Source organism: Neopararhizobium haloflavum, from assembly GCF_002750855.1.
GTDB classification, from domain to species: Bacteria; Pseudomonadota; Alphaproteobacteria; order Rhizobiales; family Rhizobiaceae; genus Georhizobium; species Georhizobium haloflavum.
Genome location: NZ_NWUC01000006.1, coordinates 120,872 through 147,377, shown reverse-complemented (window position 1 = coordinate 147,377; position 26,506 = coordinate 120,872). Strand labels below are relative to the sequence as shown.

At 62.2% G+C, this 26,506-nt stretch carries 22 protein-coding genes and 1 tRNA gene; 10 read left to right on the top strand and 13 right to left on the bottom strand.

Features of this window, described 5'->3' with window-relative positions:
• Window positions 1–30 precede the first annotated feature (30 nt).
• The 4 genes from htpX to purH all read left to right on the top strand — a co-directional run bounded on the left by htpX (window position 31) and on the right by purH (window position 5,831).
• Complete coding sequence (gene htpX / locus CN673_RS14195) at window positions 31–948, top strand: zinc metalloprotease HtpX (RefSeq protein ID WP_099867031.1); 918 nt, start codon at window positions 31–33, stop codon at window positions 946–948.
• A complete protein-coding gene (locus tag CN673_RS14190) occupies window positions 945–2,315 on the top strand; it encodes an RsmB/NOP family class I SAM-dependent RNA methyltransferase (protein WP_245409914.1) in 1,371 nt (456 codons plus the stop codon). The genes htpX and CN673_RS14190 overlap by 4 nt, the downstream gene beginning before the upstream one ends.
• 129 nt (window positions 2,316–2,444) lie before the next feature.
• A complete protein-coding gene (locus CN673_RS14185; RefSeq protein ID WP_370853048.1) occupies window positions 2,445–4,133 on the top strand; it encodes a heparinase II/III family protein in 1,689 nt (562 codons plus the stop codon).
• Window positions 4,134–4,214: 81 nt separating this feature from the next.
• Window positions 4,215–5,831 carry a bifunctional phosphoribosylaminoimidazolecarboxamide formyltransferase/IMP cyclohydrolase gene (purH, locus tag CN673_RS14180; protein WP_099867029.1) on the top strand — a complete coding sequence of 539 codons (1,617 nt, stop codon included), beginning with the start codon at window positions 4,215–4,217 and terminating at the stop codon, window positions 5,829–5,831.
• On the opposite strand, the gene CN673_RS14175 is transcribed toward purH, so the two are convergent.
• Together CN673_RS14175 and CN673_RS14170 are read right to left on the bottom strand one after the other, a co-directional pair.
• Window positions 5,803–7,224: an MFS transporter gene (locus CN673_RS14175; RefSeq protein WP_198586002.1), complete on the bottom strand. Its 1,422-nt coding sequence runs from the start codon at window positions 7,222–7,224 to the stop codon at window positions 5,803–5,805. The genes purH and CN673_RS14175 overlap by 29 nt on opposite strands.
• Window positions 7,221–12,011: an NAD-glutamate dehydrogenase gene (locus tag CN673_RS14170; RefSeq protein ID WP_099867027.1), complete on the bottom strand. Its 4,791-nt coding sequence runs from the start codon at window positions 12,009–12,011 to the stop codon at window positions 7,221–7,223. The genes CN673_RS14175 and CN673_RS14170 overlap by 4 nt, the downstream gene beginning before the upstream one ends.
• A gap of 96 nt (window positions 12,012–12,107) precedes the next feature.
• Here CN673_RS14170 and CN673_RS14165 point away from each other — a divergent pair, with 96 nt between their 5' ends.
• The 4 genes from CN673_RS14165 (at window position 12,108) to CN673_RS14150 (ending at window position 14,547) form a co-directional block, all read left to right on the top strand.
• Entirely contained in the window at window positions 12,108–12,683 is a 576-nt protein-coding gene (locus CN673_RS14165; protein WP_099867026.1) for a peroxidase-related enzyme, read from the top strand.
• Between the two features lie 23 nt (window positions 12,684–12,706).
• Complete coding sequence (locus tag CN673_RS14160; RefSeq protein ID WP_157928904.1) at window positions 12,707–12,955, top strand: hypothetical protein; 249 nt, start codon at window positions 12,707–12,709, stop codon at window positions 12,953–12,955.
• 4 nt (window positions 12,956–12,959) lie between these two features.
• Window positions 12,960–13,841, top strand: a complete 882-nt coding sequence (gene pdxY / locus CN673_RS14155; protein ID WP_099867024.1) for a pyridoxal kinase PdxY — start codon at window positions 12,960–12,962, stop codon at window positions 13,839–13,841.
• A 61-nt stretch (window positions 13,842–13,902) separates the two neighbouring features.
• Window positions 13,903–14,547 (top strand): carbonic anhydrase, encoded by a 645-nt coding sequence (locus CN673_RS14150; protein ID WP_099867023.1) that lies wholly within the window; start codon window positions 13,903–13,905, stop codon window positions 14,545–14,547.
• On the opposite strand, the gene CN673_RS14145 is transcribed toward CN673_RS14150, so the two are convergent.
• The 7 genes from CN673_RS14145 to tesB form a co-directional block, all read right to left on the bottom strand.
• Window positions 14,548–15,375 (bottom strand): lytic murein transglycosylase, encoded by an 828-nt coding sequence (locus CN673_RS14145; RefSeq protein ID WP_099867022.1) that lies wholly within the window; start codon window positions 15,373–15,375, stop codon window positions 14,548–14,550.
• Between the two features lie 183 nt (window positions 15,376–15,558).
• On the bottom strand, window positions 15,559–16,593 hold the full coding sequence (locus CN673_RS14140) for an aspartate-semialdehyde dehydrogenase (RefSeq protein WP_099867021.1): 1,035 nt from the start codon (window positions 16,591–16,593) through the stop codon (window positions 15,559–15,561).
• Between the two features lie 302 nt (window positions 16,594–16,895).
• Window positions 16,896–18,035 carry a winged helix-turn-helix domain-containing protein gene (locus tag CN673_RS14135; RefSeq protein WP_099867020.1) on the bottom strand — a complete coding sequence of 380 codons (1,140 nt, stop codon included), beginning with the start codon at window positions 18,033–18,035 and terminating at the stop codon, window positions 16,896–16,898.
• A gap of 100 nt (window positions 18,036–18,135) precedes the next feature.
• Window positions 18,136–19,248, bottom strand: coding sequence for a 3-isopropylmalate dehydrogenase (gene leuB, locus CN673_RS14130; protein ID WP_099867019.1), 1,113 nt, complete (start codon window positions 19,246–19,248; stop codon window positions 18,136–18,138).
• 177 nt (window positions 19,249–19,425) lie between these two features.
• On the bottom strand, window positions 19,426–20,805 hold the full coding sequence (locus tag CN673_RS14125; RefSeq protein WP_099867018.1) for an ammonium transporter AmtB: 1,380 nt from the start codon (window positions 20,803–20,805) through the stop codon (window positions 19,426–19,428).
• A gap of 23 nt (window positions 20,806–20,828) precedes the next feature.
• Entirely contained in the window at window positions 20,829–21,179 is a 351-nt protein-coding gene (locus CN673_RS14120; RefSeq protein WP_280951189.1) for a P-II family nitrogen regulator, read from the bottom strand.
• 230 nt (window positions 21,180–21,409) lie between these two features.
• On the bottom strand, window positions 21,410–22,258 hold the full coding sequence (gene tesB, locus CN673_RS14115; protein WP_099867016.1) for an acyl-CoA thioesterase II: 849 nt from the start codon (window positions 22,256–22,258) through the stop codon (window positions 21,410–21,412).
• A 120-nt stretch (window positions 22,259–22,378) separates the two neighbouring features.
• Here tesB and CN673_RS14110 point away from each other — a divergent pair, with 120 nt between their 5' ends.
• Window positions 22,379–23,623 carry a ubiquinone biosynthesis hydroxylase gene (locus CN673_RS14110; RefSeq protein WP_099867015.1) on the top strand — a complete coding sequence of 415 codons (1,245 nt, stop codon included), beginning with the start codon at window positions 22,379–22,381 and terminating at the stop codon, window positions 23,621–23,623.
• Between the two features lie 34 nt (window positions 23,624–23,657).
• Here CN673_RS14110 and CN673_RS14105 read toward each other — a convergent pair whose 3' ends face one another.
• The 4 genes from CN673_RS14105 to CN673_RS14090 all read right to left on the bottom strand — a co-directional run bounded on the left by CN673_RS14105 (window position 23,658) and on the right by CN673_RS14090 (window position 26,164).
• Complete coding sequence (locus CN673_RS14105) at window positions 23,658–23,843, bottom strand: Trm112 family protein (protein WP_099867014.1); 186 nt, start codon at window positions 23,841–23,843, stop codon at window positions 23,658–23,660.
• Complete coding sequence (locus CN673_RS14100) at window positions 23,840–24,520, bottom strand: LON peptidase substrate-binding domain-containing protein (protein WP_099867013.1); 681 nt, start codon at window positions 24,518–24,520, stop codon at window positions 23,840–23,842. The genes CN673_RS14105 and CN673_RS14100 overlap by 4 nt, the downstream gene beginning before the upstream one ends.
• Before the next feature lie 97 nt (window positions 24,521–24,617).
• Window positions 24,618–25,601 (bottom strand): thioredoxin, encoded by a 984-nt coding sequence (gene trxA, locus CN673_RS14095; protein WP_099867185.1) that lies wholly within the window; start codon window positions 25,599–25,601, stop codon window positions 24,618–24,620.
• 53 nt (window positions 25,602–25,654) lie between these two features.
• Window positions 25,655–26,164 carry a prolyl-tRNA synthetase associated domain-containing protein gene (locus CN673_RS14090; protein WP_099867012.1) on the bottom strand — a complete coding sequence of 170 codons (510 nt, stop codon included), beginning with the start codon at window positions 26,162–26,164 and terminating at the stop codon, window positions 25,655–25,657.
• A 217-nt stretch (window positions 26,165–26,381) separates the two neighbouring features.
• On the opposite strand from CN673_RS14090, the gene CN673_RS14085 reads away from it, so the two are divergent.
• Window positions 26,382–26,456: transfer RNA gene (locus CN673_RS14085), tRNA-Gly, on the top strand.
• The last annotated feature ends 50 nt before the right edge of the window (window positions 26,457–26,506 follow it).

Here is a 26,506-nt window from a genome sequence, read left to right as displayed (position 1 = left end):
ACCGGGCGCCGCAGTTGGAGATTTACGCCGATGAACTATGTGCGCACAGCGATGCTCATTGCCTTCATGACCGCGCTGTTCATGGGCGTCGGGCTCCTGATCGGCGGCAGCAACGGCATGCTCATCGCCCTCTTCATCGCGATCGGTATGAATGTCTTTGCCTATTGGAACTCCGACAAGATGGTGCTTCGCATGCATCGCGCGAAGGAGGTCGATCAGCGCAACGCGCCGGAATATTACCGGATCGTCGAGCAACTGGCACGCAACGCGGACCTGCCGATGCCGAAGGTCTATATCATCGACAACCCGCAGCCGAACGCGTTTGCCACGGGGCGCAACCCCGAGAACGCAGCCGTTGCGGCCACGACCGGGCTGTTGAATTCGCTGACGCGTGAGGAGGTCGCGGCCGTTATGGCCCACGAACTCGCGCATGTGCAGAACCGCGATACGCTGATCATGACGATTACCGCGACGCTGGCCGGTGCGATTTCCATGCTCGGCAATTTCGCGTTCTTCTTCGGCGGCAACCGCAACAATCCACTTGGCATCATCGGCGTGCTCGCAGCGATGATCGTCGCGCCCTTTGCGGCAATGATGGTTCAGATGGCGATCAGCAGGACGCGCGAATACGCGGCTGACCGGCGCGGAGCGGAGATTTGCGGCAACCCGATGTGGCTTGCATCGGCATTGCAGAAGATCGCCGGGGGCGCACGGCGCGTTGTGAACGAAGATGCCGAACGCAATCCCGCAACGGCGCACATGTTCATCATCAACCCGCTGAACGGGCAGCGAATGGACGGCCTCTTTTCCACGCACCCCTCGACCGAGAACCGTATTGCGGCTCTGACCGAGTTGCACCGCGAGATGGGCGGTGCGTCGCCACAGGGGGGCAATGGTCCTTGGGGCCGTGCGGGCGACACTGACGCACCGCGTGGACCTTGGTCTTGAGGGGCGCGGCGGCGAGAGCCGGCAAGCCGACCTCGTCTTCCAGCGTGCCGGTGAAGGCGGGTCTCGAGACGCGGAGAACCGCAGCAAAGTTGCTTGCAGCTGTGATCGACAGGAAGGTTTCGCTCGACGGCCTTCTCGATGTCGACAACGGCAATGCCGCCTATCGGGCGCTCGCGGATGGTGATCGTGCCTTGGCCCGCGCCATTCTACTGGCGGGCCTGCGTCATCTGGGAAAGATCGAGGCAGCTCTCGGCCGGCTCATCGACAAACCTCTGCCCGAAGGCGCCCGCTCGCTGCACATGGTGCTCGTGGTCGCTGCGACGCAGATCCTCTATCTTGACGTTCCCGACCGGGCGGCTGTCGATCTGGCGGTGGAGCAGGCCAATGGGGACCCGCGAAATCGCCGGTTTTCCGGCTTGATCAATGCCGTGCTGAGGCGGCTTGCGCGCGAGAAGGGTGCGCTTCTGCCGGCTGTCGCCGACGTTCCTGACGCGCCGGGGTGGTTCGTGGACCGACTGAAATCGCACTATGGCGATGCGGCGGCAAAGCAAATCCTCGAAGCGCATGGCCGCGAGCCGCCGATCGACCTTACCGTCAAATCCGACGCCGAAGGATGGGCAGCGCGCCTTTCCGGCATCGTGCTGCCAACAGGCAGCGTGCGTCTTGCCGAACTGAACGGCCCCGTCAGCGAAATGCCAGGCTTTGCAGATGGAGCCTGGTGGGTTCAGGATGCTGCCGCCAGCATTCCTGCCCGTTTGATGGGCGCGATCGCCGGTAAGGAGGTCGCTGATCTCTGTGCCGCTCCGGGTGGCAAGACGGCCCAGCTTGCGCAAGCCGGAGCAAACGTGACAGCCTACGATTTGTCGGCCAATCGGCTGAAGCGCCTGAAGTACAATCTGCAACGTCTCGGCCTCCAAGCAGAATGCCGCGTGGGCAACTTCATGACGGAGGCGCCCGAAAGCAGCTACGACGCCATCCTCCTCGACCCTCCCTGCTCATCGACCGGAACGGTGCGCCGCCATCCGGACGTCGTCTGGACCAAGGGACCGGACGACATCGCCAAACTCGCTGACCTGCAGGAGAAAATGGTTCGACGGGCGCTGGCGCTCGTGCGTCCGGGCGGACGTGTCGTCTTCTCCAACTGCTCGCTGGACCCGAGCGAGGGCGAGCATCTGGTGGATCGTGTTCTGTCCAGTGTAAACGCGGTGCGGCTCGAGCCCGTCACCCCAGACGACCTGCCAGGGCTGGAAGGCGCAATCACGCGGCAAGGGGCAGTCAGGACCACGCCGGCGATGCTGGAGACCTATTCGCCGCGCCTTTCGGGGCTGGACGGATTCTTCGCGGCCATTCTCGTGCGGACGGACTGACCGACAACCGGTTCGCCGTATCGTTCAATTTCGTCATTTGTTTTAGACGATTCCGTATAGAGCCGATATGCATTAGATTCGCGTTCCGTGGCGCTGGCCGCGGACAAGCTTTGCGGGGCCCATTTGGCATTGGCTATTTCCGATGCGCGACGTTCGTTGCGTCTTTATGCGGAAGAGACATGGCGACGTTTCTATCGTCGCGTGGCTCTCGGCCGGATGACGGCGTTCCGGTTTTCCGGAATGGCGCCGGATCGTTTGATCGTCGCCCCGACCGATCTGCGAATCGCCGACCGCCACATCGCGGAAGAAATCTATGCGGGCCGGTTTCCGCTTGCCGGACAGGTCTTCGACACGTTCGGTGCTTCTCCTTTCATCTCGGATCTGCCTTCGGAGGAATTCGCCGAGCGGCTGCATTCCTTCCGCTGGCTGAGGCATCTGCGCGCGGCCAACCATGAGCTTGCCTTTGCCAATGGGCGCGCACTGGTGGATGAATGGATCTCCGTTCACGGACGGCGCATGACAGGGATCGGCTGGCGGCCCGACATCATTGCCGAGCGGACGATCGCATGGCTTTCGCATTCGCCGATCGTGCTCAAAGGCGCCGACCACGGCTTTTATCGACGCTTCCTGCGCAGCCTCGCGCTCCAGATAAGGTATCTGCGCCACATCGCGCCCACGACGATCGACGGTGAGGTGCGGCTGCGCGTACGCATCGCGCTTGCGATGGCGACGCTGGCGATGCCGGCCAGCCCATCAACGATCCGCAGCGCAGCGCGAAATCTCGATCACGAGATGGATCGGCAGATCTTGCCGGACGGCGGGCATGTCTCGCGCAATCCGCAGGTGATCCTCGATCTTCTGGCCGATCTCCTTCCGCTGCGTCAGACATACATCAACCTAGGCCAGTCCTTGCCGAAAAGGTTGATACCGGGCATCGACAGGATGTTTCCCGCCCTGCGTTTCTTTCGCCATTCGAATGGCGAACTGGCGCTCTTCAATGGAGCGACGGCAGTCTCGGCCGACCGGCTTCTGTGCGTCCTGCGTTACGATGAGAGCACGGGTCGCACCTTCCGTGCCGCTCCACACATGCACTATCACCGGTTGGAATGCAGCCAGACGGTGGTGATCGCCGATACGGGACGCCCGCCGCCCGGCGTGCTGTCGCAGCGTGCCCATGCCGGATGTCTTTCATTCGAGATGTCGTCCGGACGAAATCGCTATGTGGTCAATGCCGGTGTGCCGGTGGCGGCGGCTTCGCAGTTCGGTGCATTGTCGCGTTCGACCGCTGCGCATTCGGGACTCATTCTCAATGACACGTCATCGGCACGTCAGTCACAGTCGCATTTTCTTGGCCCGATCATCGTTGGCGGGATTCGCTCCGTGACATCGCAGCGCATCGACAGCGACGAGGGTGCGCAGGGGTTTTCCGCGCGCCACGATGGCTATCTCTCGCGTTTCGGCCTTATTCACGAGCGCGAAATCCGGCTCAACGCCGAAGGCGACCGGATCACCGGCCGTGACCGGCTGCTGCGCACTGGCGACAAGGATCCGAAGGCGGAGGACGCCTCGCTCGCTATCGTGCGGTTTCATATCCATCCGAAGATCTCGGTCGGCCAGACAAGCGACGGGGCAATTCTGCTGACGGCGGCCGACGGTGAGAAATGGCTATTCAGTTCGATCGACGCCCGGCCGGCGATTGAAGAAAGCATCTTTCTTGCCGACCTGACGGGACCGCGCAAGACGCGTCAGATCACGCTCAGCTTCACGGTCGGGTCATGCCCTGAAATCCAATGGCAGTTGATCCGCCGCCCGGAATGACGGGCTGTCCCGCTTTGTGCCGCATTTGCACGCCCGGAGCGCTGTGCTAAGTCGCGCGCACAATCAGCACAGGATATCGTCATGGCCGTAGTTGCAAAGCAGATCCCCGCGCCGGATCAGGTTCAGATCAAGCGGGCGCTGCTTTCCGTGTCCGACAAGACCGGATTGATCGATCTGGCAACCGCGCTTGCACAGCACGGCGTCGAACTCATCTCGACCGGTGGCACCGCACGCGCGATCGCCGACGCAGGCCTGCCGGTAAAGGATGTCTCGCAGATCACGGATTTCCCGGAGATCATGGACGGCCGGGTCAAGACGCTTCATCCTTCCATTCATGGCGGCTTGCTGGCGATAAGGGACGATGCAGATCACAAGTCGGCCATGGAAGCGCACGGCATCGGTCCGATCGATCTTGCGGTCATCAACCTTTATCCATTTGAAAGTGTGAGAGCAGCGGGCGGCGACTACGCCACGAGCGTCGAGAACATCGATATCGGCGGCCCCGCGATGATCCGGGCGGCGGCGAAGAACCACGCCTATGTCGGCGTGGCAACCGATCCTGCCGACTACGACGAAATCCTGAAGGCACTGGTGGCCAGCGGCGGCAGTCTCAGCCTTGAGTTGCGCAAACACCTTGCGGCCCGGGCCTATGCGCGAACCGCCGCCTACGACGCGGCGATCTCGAACTGGTTCGCCGAGGTGCTGGATGTGGCCGTTCCACGTCATCGCGCGCTCGGCGGAAGTCTAAAGGCAGTGATGCGCTACGGCGAAAACCCGCATCAAAGCGCCGGTTTCTACGCCACCGGCGAGCAACGCAACGGCGTTGCGACAGCCGTTCTGCATCAGGGCAAGCAGCTCTCTTACAACAACATCAACGATACCGACGCGGCGTTCGAACTGGTCAGCGAATTCGCGCCGGAGAAGGGGGCGGCCTGCGCCATCATCAAGCACGCCAACCCTTGCGGCGTCGCCGTCGGATCGTCGCTCGCCGACGCCTATGGCAAGGCGTATGCCTGCGACATGACCTCTGCTTTCGGCGGGATCGTGGCCTTCAACCAGCCGCTCGATGCGGCTGCGGCGGCAGAAGTCGTCAAGATCTTCACCGAGGTCATCATCGCGCCGGGCGCCAGCGAGGAGGCGCGCGCCATCGTGGCGGCGAAGAAAAACCTCCGGCTTCTGACGACCGAGGGTCTTGCCGATCCCAAAGCGCCTGGCCTGTTCGCCAAGACCGTGGCGGGAGGCATCCTGGTCCAGTCGCGAGACAACGCGGCCGTTGACGACCTCGACCTCAAGGTTGTGACCAGGCGCAAGCCCAGCGAGGCCGAGCTTCGCGACCTTCGGTTTGCTTTCCAGGTCGCAAAGCACGTCAAGTCCAATGCCATCGTCTATGTCAAGGACGGCGCCACCGTTGGCGTGGGAGCTGGCCAGATGAGCCGGGTGGACTCGGCGCGGATCGCCGCTCGAAAGGCACAAGACGCGGCTGACGCACGGAAGCTGGCCGCGCCGTTGACCCGGGGGTCAGTGGTTGCATCCGATGCCTTCTTCCCTTTTGCCGACGGCCTTGTCTCGGCAGTCGAAGCCGGAGCGACGGCTGTGATCCAGCCGGGCGGATCGATGCGCGATGACGAGGTGATCTCTGCGGCTGACGACGCCGGAATCGCCATGGTCTTCACCGGCGTGCGTCACTTCCGTCACTGAGCGGCTCGGAGGCCGGGTAAGGCGTTGCGAGCAGCACGAGAAGGCCGACCAGCAGAAATGCGATCAGCGTTGCCATGCCGAGCCGAGCCGAGCCCGAAACGGCGGTTACCGTCGCCACCGATAGCGGCGCGAGGAACGATGTCGCTCGGCCAGCCAGAGCATAGAAGCCGAAATAGCGTCCAGCCTCTTCGGCGCTGACGCTGCGCGCGAAATAAGAGCGCGACGAGGCCTGGACGGGGCCGAATGCTAGGCCGATCAGCAACCCGAACACGATATAGGCCTTCTCCGCCGGCGTGCCGAACAGCCCGCCGCTGTCCTCGGCGCCCAGCGGCAAGGCGCCGAAAAGTGTAAAGCCGGGACCGGTGGACACGATGCCGACCGTTGCCACGAGCAGGCAGACAAGCGCCGCCGCGACCACGCGCTTTGCACCGTGGCGCTGATCCAGTCTGCTCGCGACCAGACATCCGGCGATGGCGACGACGTTGAGAATGATGCCGAAGATGCCGATCTCGGTAACGCTCCAGGCAAACATGCCGGCCGCGAATGTGCCGCCGAGTGCGATCAATCCGTTGACGCCATCCTGGTAGATCATGCGTGCAACCAGAAACCGCAGGATGCCGGAGCGTCGGCGGATCTCCCGGAATGTCGATTTCAACTGGACGATGCCATCCGTCACGGCGCGACTGATCGGCTTTCCCGTCGCGCTATCCGGTGTGAAGACAAACATCGGCAGGATGAAGATCAGATACCAGAGAGCCGCCAACGGCCCGGTTGCCCGCGCGCCTTCGCCCGCCACCGGGTCAAGGCCCCAGATCGGCTGCAGCCCCAGGATCGTGCGCCCCGTCTCGGGCGAACCCGCCATGAACGCGACGACGGCTATCAGGAAGACCATCCCGCCCAGATAGCCAAGCCCCCAGGCGATGTTCGAATATTTGCCGATCTGCCTGTCGTTCATGAGACGCGGCATCATGGAATCGTTGAACACAATGGAAAATTCGGCGGCAACCGAGGCAGCAATAATCAGGAGGAATGGGTAGATGAGCGGGGAGCCGGGGGCTGCGAACCATAGCAGAGCAAGGGCCACGATCTTGATGATGGCCAGCCCCGCTATCCATCGCTTACGGTTGCCTGTTTCATCGGCGATCGCGCCGAGGACCGGCGAAAGAACCGCTATCAGGAGGCCCGAAAGGGCAATCGCATAGCCCCACCAAGCCTGACCACGCACCGGATCGTTTGCCAATTCGGAGACGAAGTAAGGTCCGAAGATGAACGTGATGACAACCGTGAAGAATGGCTGTGCTGCCCAATCGAACGCCATCCAGCCGTAGATGCCGCGCTTATCGACTTCGGACGGCATGCCAACGCTGGACGGGGCCGCTGCTGGGCCGTTCATCCATTTTCTCCGCGGGCCAGATCAGCCATCATCCCGGCGGCCACGGTCAGGCGCGCGACGTTGAAGTCGCCGCCCTCGGCAAGCGCGAGAATCTGACCGCGCACGCGGCTGATGCGGAGCTTGTCGTTTCGGATCCAGGCTTCCACGGGGTTTGCCTCTTTGCCGAAGCGCGAGAGTGCGACCGATGTGATCGCGCGACGCGCCACCGAAATCTCATCAAGGTTTCGGGCCAGCGCCAGGGCCGTGTAATGGTCGGCCGTATCGATCCGGCGTGCCGCAGCCTCGATCCGGCCGATGCGAAATGCGTCGGTGACGGCAAAGTACTGCCGAGCCGTCGCCTCGACGTCGGTATCGCAGGAGACGGCGATCTCGGCCATTTCCGGCACATGCGCGAGCGTCGGCAACATGGCGGCAGCCTTTGCCAGACGATCGGGAACGCCGGCGTCCAGCAACATGACGAGGCGGGCCTCTGCTTCCTCCTTGAGAAAAGGAGGAATCAGCGATTTGAGGATGGGCTTCAGACGCTTGGCGGCGTCGCGCAAGGCGGTGACCGACGTCTTCAGATCGCCATTATACGCCGAGGAGCGCAAGGCCCAGCCCGTGGCGCCGCGTAACGTGTCGCCGACCATCTGGTAGAGCCGGTTCTGCACGTCCCCCGGCAGCTTGGTGTCCAGCGCATCGATCTGATCGTAGTCGTCGTTCAACTGCAAGCCGTCGCGAGCGATGACGAATGCCTTGATCGTGTTGGCCGGCAATGCACCGCTGGCATCGGCGAAGTAGCTGACGAAGCCAGGCCCGCCGCGATTGATCGCGTCGTTGGCAAGCAACGTCGCCACGATTTCGCGGCGCAGACGGTGATTGGCGATGTCGCCGTCAAATCCTTCGCGCATGGCGCGGGGGAAATAAGAGCCGAGCGTCGTCTCGAAATAGGGATCAGCAGGCAGGCTGCTCGCTGTCAGATCGTCGAACAGGCCGATCTTGGCATAGGACAGAAGCACGCCGATCTCGGCTCGGGTGAGGGGTTTGCCGGCGGCGTAGCGTTCGGCGAAAACCTGCGGTGCGGGCAAGGTTTCCACCTTCCGATCCAGCCTGCCTTCCTCCTCGAGCCGCAGCATGAGTTGCCCGAGTTCTCCGGCTGCCTGGCTGCCGCGCCTCTCGGTGAGGGAAATGGCAAGGGACTGCAGATAATTGTTGCGCAAGACCAATGCAGCGACTTCGTCGGTCATCGACACAAGGAGCTTGTCGCGGTCGGCGCGGGACAAGCGGCCTTCCTTCATGGCCGATGCGAGCGCAATCTTGATGTTGACCTCGACGTCGGAGGAATTGACGCCTGCCGAGTTGTCGATCGCATCGGAGTTGCACCGCCCTCCCGCAAGACCATAGGCGATGCGGCCCTTCTGCGTGACACCGAGATTGGCGCCTTCGCCGATGACCCGTGCGCCGACTTCGCCGGCCGTGATCCGAATGCCGTCATTGGTCCGGTCGCCGACGTCGGCGTCACTTTCGTCGGCTGCCTTCACATAGGTTCCGATGCCGCCGAACCACAGCAGATCGGCCGGCGCCTTCAAGATCGCGCTGATGATCTCGGGTGGTGATGCCGTGGACTTGTCGAGGCCGATCGCCGCGGCCGCCGCCGCCGTCAGTTTGACCGATTTCTCGCTGCGCGAAATCACCATGCCGCCCGGTGAGAGCTTGTCGCGATTGTAGTCCTGCCAGCTCGACCGGCCGAGGCCGAAAAGGCGTTTGCGCTCCTTGAAGCTTGTCGCCGGGTCCGGATCGGGATCGATAACGATGTCGCGATGGTCGAATGCGGCGAGCAACCTTATCTGGCGCGACAGCAGCATGCCGTTGCCGAACACGTCGCCCGACATATCCCCGACACCGACCACGGTGAAGGGGGTCGTCTGGATGTCGATATCCATTTCGCGGAAATGACGCTTTACCGCCTCCCACGCGCCGCGGGCGGTAATGCCCATCTTCTTGTGATCGTAGCCGGCCGATCCGCCGGAGGCGAACGCATCGTCAAGCCAGAAATCGTGCTCCTGACTGATGGCGTTCGCCGTGTCGGAAAACGTCGCGGTTCCCTTGTCGGCGGCAACCACGAAATACGGATCGTCGCCGTCATGCCGGATCGTCTTGTCCGGCGGCACGATCGCGCCGTCGACAATGTTGTCAGTCACCGAGAGCAGGGTGCGGATGAAGGTCTTGTAAGCATCGCGCCCCGCGTCGAAAACCGCGTCCCGTCCTTTCGACATCGGCAGGCGTTTGGGAAAGAAGCCGCCCTTCGCACCCACCGGAACGATGACAGCGTTCTTGACCTGTTGCGCCTTGACGAGACCCAGCACTTCCGTGCGGTAATCCTCCGGCCGGTCGGACCAGCGCAAACCGCCACGCGCCACGGGCCCGAAGCGCATGTGGACCCCCTCCACCTCGGCGCCGTAGACGAAGATTTCACGGAATGGCTTGGGTTCGGGAACGCTATCAAGCGCACGGGGATTGATCTTGAGAGCGAGAGTCGGCCTTGCATCCCCGGCCGCGTCGCGCTGATGGTAGTTCGTTCGCAGCGTCGCCAGGATGGCGTTCTCATAGCGGCGCAGAATCCGATCCTCTTCGAGGATCGTCACGTCGCCCAATGCCTGGGCGATCACCTTTCTGGCAGTCTCCATCCTTCTGGTTCGCTGGTCGAGCGCCATGTCAGGATCGAAGCGGATGCGAAACAGCTCAAAGAGCTTTCGCGTCAGCGCGGGGTAACGGTTCAGGACCCTGGCAATGTAGTCCTGTGAATAGGAACTGCCGAGTTGGCGCATGTAGCGGCCATAGGCGCGCAGCACCACGACCTGCTCGGCCGTCAGGCCGGCGGAGACGACGAGGCGGTTGAAACGATCATCGTCGATGCGGCCGTGCCAGGCTTCGAGAAACGCATGTTCCACCAGAGGACCAGTTGCGGCGAGGTCGAAGCTGGCAACGTCCGCCGGCTCCAGTTCCATCTCATGCAGAACGACCAGATGCGAAGGCCCCTTGTCGGGTTTCACCTGGAGATCGAAGGTCTGCTCGCTGATGACGTTGAAGCCGAGATTCTCCAGCAGCGGGACTCGCCGGGACAGCGCGACCGGCTCGAACGCATGAAAGATCTTGAGCGTCAGGCGGGCCGTCTCGCCGTCCTTGCTTTCGCTCAATTCGATGCGGATCGCCCCCAGCGCGTTGCAGGCCTGCAAATCGGCGAGGTCCGCTATGGCTTCGCTCGGCGTGTATCGTTCGCGATAGGCCTCGGACGCATGCAGCATCGGCGTGCCCAGCGGCCGGTCCAGATCGAAGCGATCTTCCCACCGGGTCACGATGGTGCGTACGTGACGCTCCAGCTTGTCTTGCGCCACGCGCGGGGTCTTGCCGCCGGCGCGGCCTATGATGAAGTGAACACGCGCCAGGTTGCCTTCCGGGAAGGCGGGATAATAGGCAGAGACGTGGCCGTCGAAATGGTCTGCCAACGCAAGCCCGATGCGCTCGCGCACGTCGGAATCATATTGATCGCGCGGGACGTAGACGATGACGGAAACGAAGCGGTCGAAACGGTCTATTCGCGGCAGCACACGAACGCGGGGCCGATCGGCCAATTCGTTGAGCTGCATGCTGAAGGCTGTCAGCGTCTCAACGTCGGTCTGGAAGAGATCGTCGCGCGGATAGGATTCCAGCGTATTGAAAAGCATCTTGCCCGAGTGGCTCTCCGGGTCGAAGCCGAGACGGGAGACCACCGCATCGACCTTCATGCGCAAAAGCGGAATGTCGGCGACCGAGCGTGTGTAGGCCGTCGATGTGAAGAGACCGACAATGCGCAACTCACCGGCGAGCGTGCCGTCCTCGCCGTAGAGTTTAACGCCGATGTAGTCCATGTAGGCGCGGCGATGGACCATCGAGCGCATGTTGGCCTTGGTCACGATGAGCGAGTCCGGACCCTCGAGGAAGGCGAGTATCTCAGGCGTGGTGGTGACGTGGTCCTTGCCGAGCCGAAGCACCCGGATATCGGGGTCCGCCAGGATGCCGAGACCCTTTTCGCGGGCGCGCTCGACCTTTCCCTCGCCGTCCTCGGACGAATAGACGTATTCCCGCATGCCCAGAAAGGTGAAGTTGTCGTCGCGCAGCCAGCGCAGGAAGGCCAGCGCTTCGGCGCGCTCGGCCTTTCTACCCGAGGCCGGAGCCTCTTCGAGAAGAGTCATGGTCCGGTCCAGGCGCGACAGCATCGGCTTCCAGTCGCCAACGGCCGCATGGACCTGCTCGAGGATCGACTTCAGCTTTTCGCGGAGCGTCTCGCCCTGTTCGTCCGACAGCACAGGCACGTGGATCTGAACGTGGCTGATGCGCTGGGACGGCGGGCACGGCCGGGAGGAGGAGAACAGTTCCAGTCCGCCATCCTCTCCACGGCACAGGATCGGGTGCATGGCGAGAAAGATCGTGCGGTAGGCAGCAGAAATCTCGCCGACGATCGAATCATAGAGGAATGGCATGTTTCGGTCGGTGACGGAGATGATCGACACTTGCTGGCCGTCAGCCGAAAGATCGGTGGGCGACACGACCGAGATGCGTGCCGACTTGCCGTCGAATGCATTGACTTCGGCGTGGGCATGACGTGCGACCATGGCCAGTTCGCTTCCGTCATAGGCATCCAGATCGTCGTAGGCGACGCGGCCGAAAAGAACCGCCGGATCGATCGCGTCGTCAGATTTTCGCTGTGCCAGCACACTGCGCGCATCGGCGATCTTTCGGTCGATTCGAGGGTTTCTGCGTGCGCCCAAGGCTTTGCCTCCCTTGTGTTTCGGTGGAGCCTATCAGAAGAATTGCGCGGCAGAACCCTTGCGGCTGCCAGGTCCGGTTCTTTTTGGGAGATGATTATGGCGCAGGACGAGACACAGGTGACGGCGCTCGATCTGGCGATGGCCGATCCGCTCAGCGACGAAACGAAGGCCTATTTCGCCAAATGTGAGGAAAAACTCGGGATGATCCCGAACGTCCTCAAGGCCTACGCCTTCGACGAGCGCAAGCTGCGTGCCTTCTCCGATTTCTACAATGATCTCATGCTGGGCGATTCGGGTCTGAGCAAGCTGGAGCGCGAGATGATCGCTGTCGCGGTTTCGGCGGTCAATCATTGCTATTACTGCCTGACGGCGCATGGGGCGGCTGTGCGCGGCCTTTCCGGTGACCCGGCGTTCGGGGAGGAAATGGCGATGAATTACCGCGCGGCCGTCCTCACCGAAAAGCAGAAGGCGATGCTCGACTTCGCGGTCAAGCTGACCGAGGCTCCGGACCGTATTGAGGAAGCGGACCGGCAGGATCTGCGTGAGCACGGATTTACCGACCGCGACATCTGGGATATTGCCGCTGTTGCTGCCTTCTTCAACATGTCCAATCGGATGGCATCGGCGACTGACATGCGGCCGAATTCGGCCTACCATCGCATGGCTCGATGACTGCCATTCTCAAGGAGGCCTCGATGCAGGACGATGACAGGGATCGCCGAAAGGCCCGCCGCGACCTCGACCGGTTGGGCGGAGAGGGTGGCGTCTTCGGTTCGCCGGCGATGCAGAGCAAGGCGAAATCGGTGGGAGACCATTTCGCCGCGCGCGACGCGGATCAGAGCGACCCGATCGAAGTGGCGGCGACGCGGACGGGACGCGTTCTCGCGGTCATCGCCTTCGTGGCGCTGGCCTTGTGGCTTCTCTCGGCGATAAGTTTCAGCTGACGGCATGAGCGAGACAGCAGCCGACAAGCAGGCGGTCCTCGTCATTTCCAGCCATGTCGTGCGTGGCTCGGTCGGCAATCGAGCCGCCGTTCTGGCACTCGAATTGCTTGGCCATCCCGTATGGGCATTGCCGACGGTCATCCTTCCCTGGCACCCCGGCCACGGTCCATCCACGCGCATGGCGCTCGACGCGGGCACTTTTGGCGCGATGATCGATGACCTGTGCGGCGCGCCATGGCTCGGCGAAATCGGGGCTGTTCTGTCGGGCTATCTCGGCGACCCGGGGCAGGCTGCGGCCGTCGCACGGGCCGTTAGCGCGGTCCGCAAGCACAATCCGCGAGCGATCTACATGTGCGATCCGGTGATCGGCGACCTCGGTGGGCTATATGTTCCCAAAGCGACCGCTGCCGCGATACAGGAGCATCTGTTGCCGATCGCCAGCGTTGCGACCCCCAATCGCTACGAACTGGCCTGGATGAGCGGCGCATCCCTCGATGACAACAACGCGATCATGGACGCCGCACTCTGGCTCGGGCCCGAACGCGTCCTCGTTACCTCGGCCGTGCCGATGATGTCCGGCGGCATCGGCAATCTTCTTCTGACGGCGCGACAGGCGCTCCTGGCCGAGCACAGGGCGATTTCCAATCCGCCCAACGGGCTGGGGGATCTTTTGGCAGCCGTGTTCCTGGCTCGGCTGATGAGCGGGCAATCAGATGAAAAAGCGCTGCAATCGGCGACGGCAACCGTCTATGAAATTCTGGCGCGCACGGTGAAGCGCGGCGCCGACGAACTGACGTTGGAAAGCGACACGGAAAGCGTGTTGCGGCCGATGGCGATGGTTCAGATGCGTCATCTCGTTCATCCCGGCCAGAGGCGGCGCAAATAGGCCGCGTTCAGGCCGCGTGTCGGTGATTGCAATGTCACTAAAGCAACGCTAATCAGACAGGATGACTGGTTTTCCGCAAACCCTTCTTGATGGCTATCGCAGCTTCATGCACGCGCGTTACGCGCAGGAGCAGGACAGATACCGCCGCCTGGCCGATGCCGGCCAGAGCCCCAAAGCGCTGGTGATTGCGTGCTGCGACTCCCGCGCAGCGCCGGAGACGATTTTTGACGTTGGACCCGGCGAGCTGTTCGTCGTGCGCAACGTGGCCAACCTGGTGCCGACATACGATCCGGATCGGGAGCACGATGGCATTTCGGCGGCGCTTGAATTTGCGTTGAACGGATTGAAGGTTCGCAACGTGATCGTCATGGGTCACGGACGATGCGGCGGCATTCAGGCCGCCCTCAACGAGGATGGCGAGCCACTGTCGCCCGGGAACTTCGTCGGCCATTGGATGGCGCTCGTCAAACCGCTCGCAGAAGAAATGAACGGATACAGCGCGCTGACAGCGGCAGAGCGGCAGACGGCGCTGGAGCGGATATCGATCCGCAACTCCATCAAGAATCTCAGAACCTTCCCTTGGGTCAGCGACCTGGAAGAGAAGGACGAGCTGAGCCTTCACGGTGCCTGGTTCGACATCGGGACTGGCGAGTTATGGGTGATGGACGGTGCGAGCGGCGACTTCAGGCGGCCCGATCCGCAGTGATCATCCATCGATGCGGGCGGCGATGATCGCGATCGCCTGCTGATAGACACCGGCCGCGTTCCACGCCTGAATAGCACCGAAATTGGGCTGTCCCGGCTGATATCCCGCGCCGGGCTGCCAGCCATAGGCTCTCAGGAAATTCGCTGTCGAAGCCAGCGCATCCGGCTTGGAGCGGATCAAGTCGCGGCGCCCGTCTCCATCTGCGTCGACCGCGAAGCGAACATAGTTCGATGGCAGAAACTGGGTCTGGCCAAGCTCGCCGTGGCCGGCGCCCCGCATCTGATCCGGCGTGAGCTCGCCGCTCTGGACGATTTGCAGGGCGGCGTAGAGTTCACGCGTAAAGAACTCGGACCTGCGGCAATCATAGGCCAGGGTCGACAAGGCCGACATAGCGCTCTGATCGCCCATGAAGCTGCCGAATGCGGTCTCCATGCCCCATATGGAGATGACCACGCCGGGTGGCACGCCATAGCGGCTCTCGATGCTCGCGAAAAGTGCGGCGTTCTGCTCCTTCAGACGGCGACCCTGCGATACGATCTGGTCGGCGCCGCGGCGCTGCATGAACTGTTCCAGCGAGAGATTGAAGCTCTTCTGATTACGATCGAGCGAGATAGTCTTCGTCGCATAGCGCACGTTGCCGAGCGAGACGTCGAGCGTTTGCGGCGATATGCCGTTGGCCTGAGCCTCGACCCGGAACTGCTCAACCCATGCGGGAAAACCCGAGGCGTCGTTGCCGCATTGCGCGGCTTGCGCCGTTGCCGAAACGGCGGAGAACAGAAGACCAGCCGCAACGGCCTTCATCGTGTGACGCGCTTTTCTGCCGATCATGAAATGTCCTCTCCGGTTGACCGGATAGTGACAAAATTTCGGCGAAGTCACAACAAAGCTGTGCGCGCCATCGTTGCAAAAGATGCGCGATGCTTAACGGTGATCCAGACGTGGCGCACACAAAAAGGCCACCGACCGAGAACGGTCGGCGGCCCTTCAAGCCTCGACTCCAAAAAGGCGGTGTCAGGCCGCCTGCTGCTTTGCCTTGATCAATCCCCGGCTGACGAGCAGTTCGGCGATCTGGATCGTATTGAGGGCGGCGCCCTTGCGCAGATTGTCCGAGACGACCCAGATGTTCAGACCATGCTCGAGCGTTGAATCCTCGCGGATGCGTGAAATGTAGGTCGCATCCTCGCCGGCGCTCTCATAGGGCGTGATGTAGCCGCCGTCCTCGCGCTTGTCGATCACCTGGCAACCGGGCGCTTCGCGAAGAATATCGCGCGCCTGATCAGCGGTAATCTCACGTTCGAACTCGATGTTCACCGCTTCGGCATGGCCGATGAAGACCGGCACCCGCACCGCGGTGCAGGTGACCTTGATCTTCGGATCAAGCATCTTCTTCGTCTCGGCCAGAACCTTCCATTCCTCCTTGGTCGAACCATCATCCATGAAGGAGTCGATATGCGGAATGACGTTGAAGGCGATGCGCTTGGTGAACTTCTTGCTTTCAACGGGATCGGCGACGAACACGGCCCGGGACTGGTTGAAAAGCTCGTCCATGCCGTCCTTGCCGGCGCCTGAGACCGATTGATAGGTCGACACGACGATGCGCTTGATGCCCGCGGCCTCGTGCAGCGGCTTGAGGGCGACGACGAGCTGTGCCGTCGAGCAGTTCGGATTGGCGATGATGTTCTTCTTGCTGAAGCCTTCGATCGCGTCAGGATTGACCTCAGGCACAATCAGCGGCACGTCGGGGTCGTAGCGCCAGGCCGACGAGTTGTCGATGACGACACATCCCTGCGCGCCGATCTTCGGCGAGAATTTCTGCGACACCGAGCCACCTGCCGACATGAGGCAGATGTCGGTGTCGGAGAAGTCGTAGTTTTCGAGGTTCTTGACCTTCAGCGTTTTGTCGCCGAACGAAACTTCCGTGCCGACCGAGCGGCTTGACGCAAGAGGAACGACCTCGCTGGCCGGGAAACCGCGCTCAGCGAGGATGTCGAGCATTTCTCGGCCGACATTGCCGGTCGCGCCGGCGATCGCAATCTTGAAACTCATAACCTGTCCATCTCCTCTCTCCCGTCCCAGAAGCCCGTCGGGCCTCGCAGCCGACCTGACCGGGGAGAGGCGGACGGGCCGGAAAGCTCAGTGGATGAATGTCGCCGTTTTCGACGCCGGAGTGAGGCGAAACGCTTTTATCAGTGAAAAGGTTCGCTCGGTGTTGACCGCAATGCAGGTATTGATCGTCGGCATCGGGTCGCTCCAGATATGGTCCGTGGTTCTACACTGCTTGTTAGCGAAGTCAAATATGACCTTGGTCGCGCACGAGTGATGAATGTGCGGCCCAGTGTGAAGGCGGATCACCTGCGATCGAACTGGAAACGCTCGAACCGGTCAAGGGCGTTTTCGACTTCCGGCTGGTGGAGGGACCTGTCGGCGTGCTCGGTCCAGGTCCAGTTCTGGATGAGCAGCGTTCCCGCCTGACGGTCGGCCTTCATGTCAATCGCCGCCACGATGTGCTCCCCGACCAGCACGGGCAGGGCGAAGTAGCCGAGCTTGCGTTTTGCCTTGGGCACATAGGCTTCGAAAAGATGATCGTATTGGAAAAGCGCGGCGGTGCGCTTGCGTTGGATGATGAGCGGATCGAACGGCGACAGAACATGCGTCATATGCGCCAGTTCGGCCGTTTCCTCCAGCGTCGACGGCTCGGCCCAGAAGCGGGTTTTCTCAAGCCCTTGGACGGCAATGGGCACGAGCTTGCGCGCCTTCACGCGGCGCGCGATGTGTTCAGCCACCGCGGGCTTTCGCTTCGCATCGAGGTGACAGATGGAATCGAGGCTGACGATGCCCTGGGCGCGTAGCGCGCGGTCGAGCACGTAGTCGTTGACCTGTCGCTCGGTGGCCGGACGTGGCGGCCGCTCCCAGCCAAAATGGCGGGCCATGATCTCGTAGGTCTTGACCATGCCGGTGCGGCCACTGATCGTCAGCTCACCATTGTAAAAGCCCATCTGCAGCGCCTGTTTCGTCGGCTTGCGGCTGGCCCAGGGATGGTCCTTCTCAATCAGCTTTTCATCGACATCCCGGATCGTCAGCGCGCCTTCGCGCCTCACACGGCCGACCGCCTTGCGCAAATCGGCCTGCGAGACATTGGCGAACCATCGATTCTTCTCGACCCGATGGGCCTTCATGGCCGGCAGGAAGAAGCGGATATCGCGCGCCGGAATATAGGACAGGGCGTGGGTCCAATATTCGAAGACGGTCTTTTCGACGGACTGGGCGATGTCCAGATCGTCGCGCCGATAGGCCGGTATGCGATTGAAGAGGATGTGATGGTGGCAACGCTCGATGACATTGATCGTATCGATCTGCACGTAACCGAGATGTTCGATCGCCGCCCTGACGGCGGCCGGGCCACTTCCAAACGGGGTCTCACGGTCGAGGCGCTGCGCCTTCAGCCAGAGGCGGCGTGCTTCCCCGATCGAGAGGCTTGCTGGTTTCATGGAGTGCCGCTGCCGTTTAGCGTGGGAACGGAGCGGCGAGGGGTCCGGCTCCGTGTCGGATCAGCCGGACCCTAGCAGATGGTTGGCGCAGGGCCAGCCCTCAGGCCGACAGCGTTTTGAACTCTGCCAATACCGCATCGCCCATCTCCGCGGTCGAGACCGTGGCTGCACCCTTGTCGGCGATGTCGGCCGTGCGCAGCCCGCGATCGAGGGTGTTGGCGATCGCCTTTTCGAGGCGGTCGGCTTCCGCGCTCATGTCGAAGGAATAGCGCAGGCACATGGCGAACGAGGCGATCATCGCGATCGGATTGGCCTTGCCCTGACCGGCGATGTCCGGTGCCGAGCCATGTACCGGTTCGTAGAGCGCCTTGCGCTTGCCGGTCTTGGCGTCAGGCGCTCCGAGCGAGGCGGACGGCAGCATTCCGAGGGACCCGGTCAGCATGGCAGCGACATCCGAGAGCATGTCGCCGAACAGATTGTCGGTGACGATGACGTCGAACTGCTTGGGCCAGCGAACCAGTTGCATGCCGCCGGCATCGGCCAGCATGTGGCTCAGCTCCACATCGGCGTAATGGGCCTTGTGAGTGGCTGTCACGACTTCGTTCCACAGCACGCCGGATTTCATGACGTTGCGCTTTTCCATCGAGCAGACCTTGTTGCCGCGTGTGCGGGCCAGCTCAAAGGCCACGCCGGCGATGCGCTCGATCTCATAGGTATCGTAGACCTGCGTGTCGATGCCGCGCTTCTGGCCGTTTCCGAGGTCGATGATCTCCTTCGGCTCACCGAAATAGACGCCGCCGGTCAACTCGCGCACGATCAGGATGTCGAGCCCTTCCACCACTTCGGGCTTCAGCGAGGAGGAGGCAGCAAGCGCCGGGTAGCAGATCGCCGGACGCAGGTTCGCAAACAGCTGCATGTCCTTGCGCAGGCGGAGCAGGCCGGCTTCCGGGCGCGCCTCATACGGTACGGCATCCCATTTCGGTCCGCCGACAGCCCCGAACAGGACGGCATCCGCCGCCATCGCCTTCTCCATGTCGGCATCCGAGATGGATGCGCCGTGCGCATCGTAGGCGGCGCCGCCGACCAGGCCCTCGTCGGTCGCGAAACCGGCATCGAGGTCGTCGTTCATATACGCCACCAGTTTGCGTACCTCGGCCATGGCCTCTGGTCCGATCCCGTCGCCGGGAAGCAGGAAAAGCGTTCGGTTTGCCATCAGGGGTCCTCTCCACGATCTTGTCGGGGTTTTGCTAAAGCCATGCAGCCCGGCACGCAAGCCGCATCGGCGCACAAAAAAGGGGCCCGATCCGATCGGGCCCTAAGTTGTGGAGCGCGAGGCGCTCCGACGGGATTTTTCCGTGGTGTGCCGGGCCGCGCGCGGCCCGCAAGCAGATCAGCCCCTGACGAATTCAGGATAGGCTTCGACCCCGATCTCTGCCTTGTCGAGGCCCAGCATCTCTTCTTCCTCGCTGCAACGCAGGCCGAGGACGGCGTTGAGGATGAACCAGACGACAGCCGATGTGACGACCATGAAGATGCCGACGATCACGATAGCCGAAAGCTGACCGGTCAGCGTCGCATCGCTGTTGGTGAAGAGGACGGCGATCGTACCCCAGATCCCCGCAAAGAGGTGTACCGGGATTGCGCCGACCACATCGTCGATCTTGAGCTTGTCGAGGAACGGGACCGCGAACACGACGATCACGCCGCCGACGGCACCGATGAGCGTTGCTGCGCCGAGAGTGGGTGTCAGCGGCTCTGCCGTGATGGAGACCAGACCGGCGAGCGCGCCGTTGAGAACCATCGTTATATCGACCTTCTTGTAGAGGATCTGGGTCAGGGCCAGAGCGGCGACAGCGCCGCCGGCCGCGCCCATGTTGGTGTTGGCGAAGATGCGCGATACGTCCGCGACGTCGCCTACCGAGCCCATTGCCAGCTGCGATGCGCCGTTGAAGCCGAACCAGCCGAGCCAGAGGATGAACGTGCCCAGCGTTGCAAGCGGCATGTTTGAGCCCGGCATCGGCATGACGGCGCCGGATGGATCGTATTTGCCCTTGCGTGCGCCGAGGATCAGCGCCCCGGTGAGGGCCGCCCAGCCGCCAACGGAGTGGACAACCGTCGAGCCGGCGAAGTCGAGGAACCCGAACTGCGTGTCGAGGAAGCCGCCACCCCACTTCCAGGACGCCTGGATCGGATAGAGAATGGCGGTCAGCACGACGGTGAATATCAGGAAGGGCCACAGCTTGATGCGCTCGGCGAGCGTGCCGGAGACGATCGAAGCGGTCGTTGCGCAGAACATCAGCTGAAAGAAGAAGTCCGAACCGGTCGAGGCGTAGCTGAGATCGTCAGCAGCCTCCGGGGCGACGCCGACCGCTTCCAGAACGGCAACGCCGAAGGCGCCGAGATAGCCGCCCGTTTCGTCCGCACCGATGGTCCAGCTGCCCAGCGGATACATGAGATTGTAGCCGATGAGATAGTACATGATGGCGGCGATCGAGAAGAGCGCCACGTTCTTGGTCAGCTGCATGGATACGTTCTTCGAACGCACGAGACCTGCCTCGAGCATGGCGAAGCCGGCGGCCATCCAGAAGACGAGAAACCCGCCAATCAGGAAGAGAAGCGAATTGAAGATGAAGACGACATGTTCCCCGACGGGCGCCGTCGTCGCGGCTTCGGCCGCAGGTTCCGCCGCTTCCTGAGCGAACGCGGGCAGCGTGGCTGCCAGCAACGTGCAGGCGGCAAGGCCGGCGATGTGTTTCGGTTTGAATTCCATTGTTCTGATGCTCCCCTTGGCCCTTACAACGCTTCCGTGTCGGTCTCGCCGGTGCGAATCCGCACGGCTTGCTCGATGGCGTAGACAAAGATCTTCCCGTCGCCGATCTGACCCGTCTTGGCAGACGCGGCGATCGCTTCCACCGCGCGGTCGACGAGATCGGCGGCGACTGCGATTTCGATCTTGAGTTTCGGCAGGAAGCTCACGGCATACTCTGTGCCGCGATAGATCTCCGTGTGCCCCTTCTGCCGACCGTAACCTTTGACCTCGGTGACGGTCAGGCCCTGGATGCCGACAGCCGTGAGGGCTTCGCGCACCTCCTCGAGCTTGAACGGCTTGATGATGGCCATCACAATTTTCATGCGTTTTCCAATCCTTCACGGTTCGGCGACGAGTCCGTCGCCATCCATCCGGCCAGCGGCTGCAGTTGCCCCCACAGCGTGACTCGGTTTTGAAGGATTCAAGGCGCGTGCCAGTTGGTTTTTGGCTGCGTAAGGCTTTGAAAATATGCAAAAAATAATCGCTGATCGGGAGTCAGCAACTTATTAATGGTGCATCAATGATCAAAAAATAGGCAAAAAAGCCGAAAAGCATAGAAAATATGCTATCGACGATCGCGGATCAGACCTTCCTGGGCGACGGAGGCGATCAGCGTGCCGTCGGGCGTATAGAGACTGCCGCGCGTGAGGCCACGGGCGCCCGATGCATTGGGGCTGTCCTGGGTATAGAGCAACCAGTCCGCCAGCTCGGTGGGCCGGTGAAACCACATGGCATGATCGAGACTTGCGACCTGAAGGTGTTTGTCGAAAACAGAATGTCCGTGTGCGAAAAGAGACGTATCGAGCAGCGTCATATCGGACAGATAGGCAAGCACTGCGGCCTGAAGGTGCCGTTCGTTTGGAACGGCCCCGTTCGCTCGAACCCAGACATCCTGCTTCGGCGGGAGTTTCTCACGCGATACATAGTGGACCAACGATACGGGACGGATTTCGATCGCCCGTTCGCGCTCCCAATAGCGTCGGATGTTCTCTGGAGCGTTCTTCAGGAACTGTTCCTTCAGGTCCTGTTCGCTCATCAGCTGGTCGGGGTGGGTGACAACCGGCATCTCGAACTGATGGTCGAAGCCGTCCTCGTCGCGCTGGAAGGACGCCGACAGCGAAAAGATCGCCTTGCCGTGCTGGATGGCGACCACGCGCCGTGTGGCGAAACTGGAACCATCCCTGATCCGGTCAACATCATAGATGATCGGCACCGACGGATCGCCCGGGCGCATGAAATATGCGTGCAGGGAATGGACGTAGCGACCGTCATCGACGGTTCTCTGGGCCGCGACCAGAGCCTGCCCGATTACCTGACCCCCGAAGACGCGTTGCCAGCCGACCTGCGGGCTGCGACCGCGATACAGATTGTGTTCCAATCGCTCCAGGTCGAGGATCGACAGGAGTTCTTCCATGGCGCGTGACAAACGAAATGCTCCTGTCGCGGTGGGAACGGGCGATCGAACGAACTATATGCGAGGGCACGAGATTGCAACGCCCCGACGAGCGAGGCGGGCACGAGGGAGATGCAACGAATGAGCGAAGGCCGGATCGATGAGGGGTTCGACATCGTCGTTGGCGGTGGCGGCTATGTCGGGATCGCGACCGCGGTAGCGATCAAGGATGCGGCGCCGCACCTTTCGATCGTCGTCGTCGATGCGGCGCCCCAGGACGCCTGGCAGCGCGACGAGCGCGCCTCGGCGATCGCAGCCGCCGCCAGCCGCATGCTGGACAAACTCGGCGCCTGGGATGGGATGGTGTCGGACGCGGAGCCGATCCGCGACATGATCGTGACCGATTCGCGGACCGGTGACCCGGTTCGTCCGGTTTTCCTGACTTTTGACGGAGAGATCGGCGCAGGTCAGCCTTTTGCTCATATGGTCCCCAACAGGTCCTTGGTGCGAAGCCTTCGTGAGCGGGCCAAGTCGCTCGGCATCGACATCAGGCAAGGGTTGAAGATCACCGACGCGCGCGAAGACCGGGACAGGGCTGTGCGGGACGTCCGGCTTTCGGACGGCAGCCGGCTGATGGCGCGCCTCGTGGTGGCGGCGGACGGCATTCACTCAGGGCTGAGAGCGATCGCCGGCATCCGGACCGTCAAATGGGACTACGGCCAATCGGGCATTGTCACCACGGTGGAACACGAGCGGCCCCACAATGGACGGGCGGAAGAGCATTTCTTGCCCGCCGGTCCCTTCGCCATCCTGCCACTCAAGGGCAACCGCTCGTCCCTGGTGTGGACGGAGCGCACAGCCGACGCGGATCGTCTTATCCGCGAAGACGATTTCATATTCGAGGCAGAACTGGAGCGCCGGTTCGGTCACAAGCTGGGCGCTCTCAAGCTTGCAGGGGGGCGCCGCGCCTTTCCGCTCGGCCTGACGCTCGCTCGCGCATTCGTCGCCTCGCGCATGGCGCTCGCCGGTGACGCGGCGCATGGAATCCATCCCATCGCAGGGCAGGGTCTCAACCTCGGATTCAAGGATGTCGCGGCTCTCGCTGAAACGGTGGTCGAGGCCGACAGGCTGGGGCTCGATATCGGTTCCCTCGCGACGCTCGAGCGCTATCAGCAATGGCGCCGTTTTGACACTTTTCAAATGGGCGTGACGACGGACGTGCTCAACCGGCTGTTTTCCAACGATGTTACGCCGGTGCGTGCGCTGCGTGACTTCGGGCTTGGATTGGTGGACCGGATGCCGGCCCTCAAGTCGTTCTTCATTCGCCAGGCTGCGGGTGAAGCGTCGGGCGACGCGCCGCGGCTTCTGCGAGGCGAGGCGATTTAGCACGAAGAGATCGCTCTGGCAGACTTGAAAGCCTTCAGGCCTCGATCTGCCGCGCTTCGGAGACCAGCATGATGGGAATGCCTTCACGGATCGGATAGGCCAGTTTCGCCGCCTCCGAAACGAGTTCGTTGCGCTCGCCGTCGTAGGAAAGGCGCCCCTTCGTGAGCGGGCAGACCAGCAGTTCCAGCAGCTTGGTGTCGATCTCACCGGTCGCGGTCATTGCAGAACGGTACCGTCATAATCGTCCGTTGAGCGGGCAAGGGCGATCTGGGTGATGGCGATGAGCGTTTCGGCACGGCTCTTGAGGTCGGGAGCCTCGAGAAGCGCTTGCTTTTCGGCGGGGCCATAGGGCGACATCATCGACATGGAATTGACCAGAGTGGCATTGCTCGCCCTCTCGACGCTCGGCCAATCGGCTTCCAACTGGTTGGCGTCGAGGTATGCCTTGAAGCTCGACAGGAGCGCCTTGCGATCCACCTGATCGGCCGTTTCGTCCGGAGAAAGGTCGGAAAGAAAAGGTGCGATCCGGAAACTGCGGTAGCCATGCCGCTGGGCTGTCTCGTCCAAGAGGCGCGTGCGGCAAACCCCGGTGAGCGAGACGATATATCGGCCGTCGCCTGTCTCGGAAAACGAGGTCAGGCGTCCGAGGCAGCCGACTTCGCAGACTTTCGGATTGTCCTTGTCGCGCTGTTCCTTGCAGCGGTCGAAATTGGGCTGCACGATCCCGATCAGTCGATTGGATGCCAATGCATCGTCGAACAGCGCCAGATAGCGCGGTTCGAAGATGTTGAGCGGCATCTGCCCGCCCGGCAGCAGCAGCGCTCCCGTCAAAGGGAACATCGCCACGACGTCCGGCAAGTCTCGTGCTGTCCTGTAGTGCGCGTTTCCCGCCTGCATGGCCTCCACCGCGTGAAATTCCTCACGGAAAATGTGGGGCGCGACGGCTCAATCTCAAGGGATATCCCGCGAAAGCGGCGACAGCCGGCGCATTATTTCAGGCGAACAGGATCGACGACAGCTTGCGGCGAGCTGAGAGCGTCGCAGGATCGGCAGGTCCCCAGGCTTCGAAGAACGTCAATAGCTCCCGTCGCCCACCGTCGTCCTGCCAGGAGCGATCGGCCTTCATGATGGCGAGCAACTGCTCGGCCGCTTCGTCGCGGCGGCCCCTAACGTTCAGGATCTTGGCAAGCTCCATGCGGGCGTCGAAATCGGACGGGTCGGCTTCGATCCGTGCGCGCAATGCTTCGGGATCGCCGAGATCGGCCGCCTCTGCCTCAAGCGCTTGCGCAGCCAGGATCCTGGCGATATCCGGATGCGCCCTGGCTTTTTCATCGAGACCGTCGAGCAGCGCCTTTGCTTCATCGTCGCGGCCAGATGCGATCAGGCACTCGGCCAAACCGGCCTTGGCAGGAAGATTTTCCGCGTCGTGCTGAACGACGGCCTGGAACAGTTGCGCTGCGCCTGCCACGTCGCCAGCGGCCAGCCGCTCCCGCGCCTGATCAATGACGGCGTCGATCTGTGCCTTCTCATCCTTCCCTGCCGGTCCGGCGATCTTGTCGATGAAGGCGTTGATCTGGCTTTCCGGCAGCGCGCCCATGAACCCGTCGACAGGCTGGCCATCAGCGAAGGCGAAGACGGCGGGAATAGACTGAACGCCCATCTGGCCAGGGATTGCGGGATGCTCGTCGATGTTGAGCTTGACCAGCTTGACCCGGCCGCCCGCCGCGCGAACCGCCTTTTCGAGAACGGGAGTGAGCTGTTTGCATGGGCCGCACCACGGTGCCCAGAAGTCGACCAGAACGGGCTGGTTGCGCGATTCCTGGACGACGTCGGCCATGAACTTCGCGGTCGTCGTGTCCTTGATGAGTTCGGCATCGCCGGCGGGCGCATTCGCCGGCGCGGCGGCGCCGGAGAAATTGACGCTGCCCGTCAGTTGCTCACCACCCATTCCGTGGCCGGCATATGGATTGTCGCTCATCATGGTTGTGGCTCCAAGAAATTGACTGGCGGGTGCGGACGAGAAATCGTCATTCACGCCGAAAGTTTCAAGATCAGCGGCTCGTGGCCGCAGTCGCGAAGAAAGCGCACGAGATCATCGCGGCTGAGCGATGTCGTAGCATCGTTTTTCAATGGATGGGCGTTGATGATCTCATTGTCCATCAACGCCTCGTCGAGAATGACGGTCACCTTGAGATCGGTATCGTTGATCGCCGCCAGAGACGTCACCGAGCCGGGCTCGACGCCGAGATATTCCATCAGGCGCTCGGCATTGGCGAACGACACCCTGCTTCGCGCACCAATCACGCCATGAATGGTCTTGAGATCGACCTGCGCGGTCTCTTCGAGGACGAGCAGAAAGTAGTTGTCCTTCTTGTCCTTGACGAAAAGGTTCTTGGTATGCGCGCCGGCAACGTCATCGCGAATGCTCTGGGCTTCCTCGACGGTGTAAACGGATTCGTGTCGGACGGTCCTGTGCGCTATGCCAAGCGCGTCAAGCCGCTGGAACAACGATTCTGCGCGGTCGTCGATCGTCTGGTGCATCCGGAGGGGCCTCGATCCGTTCGTTCCGCCGTTCATAAGTCCCATGAGCCGCCGACGCAATCGAGCGCTGGCACGGCCAAGCCTGACGAAAGGCAGAATCCGTCGCCTTCCTGCGATTTCCCTGTTGCAATTCGCCAATTCTTGCGCCATACAGCGCCCGTCGGACGCCGCAGCGTCCTCACGACATGGTTCATTTTTGCCCCGAACCAAGTCGGAAGCGGGTGTAGCTCAGGGGTAGAGCACAACCTTGCCAAGGTTGGGGTCGTGGGTTCGAATCCCATCGCCCGCTCCAATTTTCCTAAGAGAACCATATGTTTATCGGCGCGACACGATGGTGCCGCG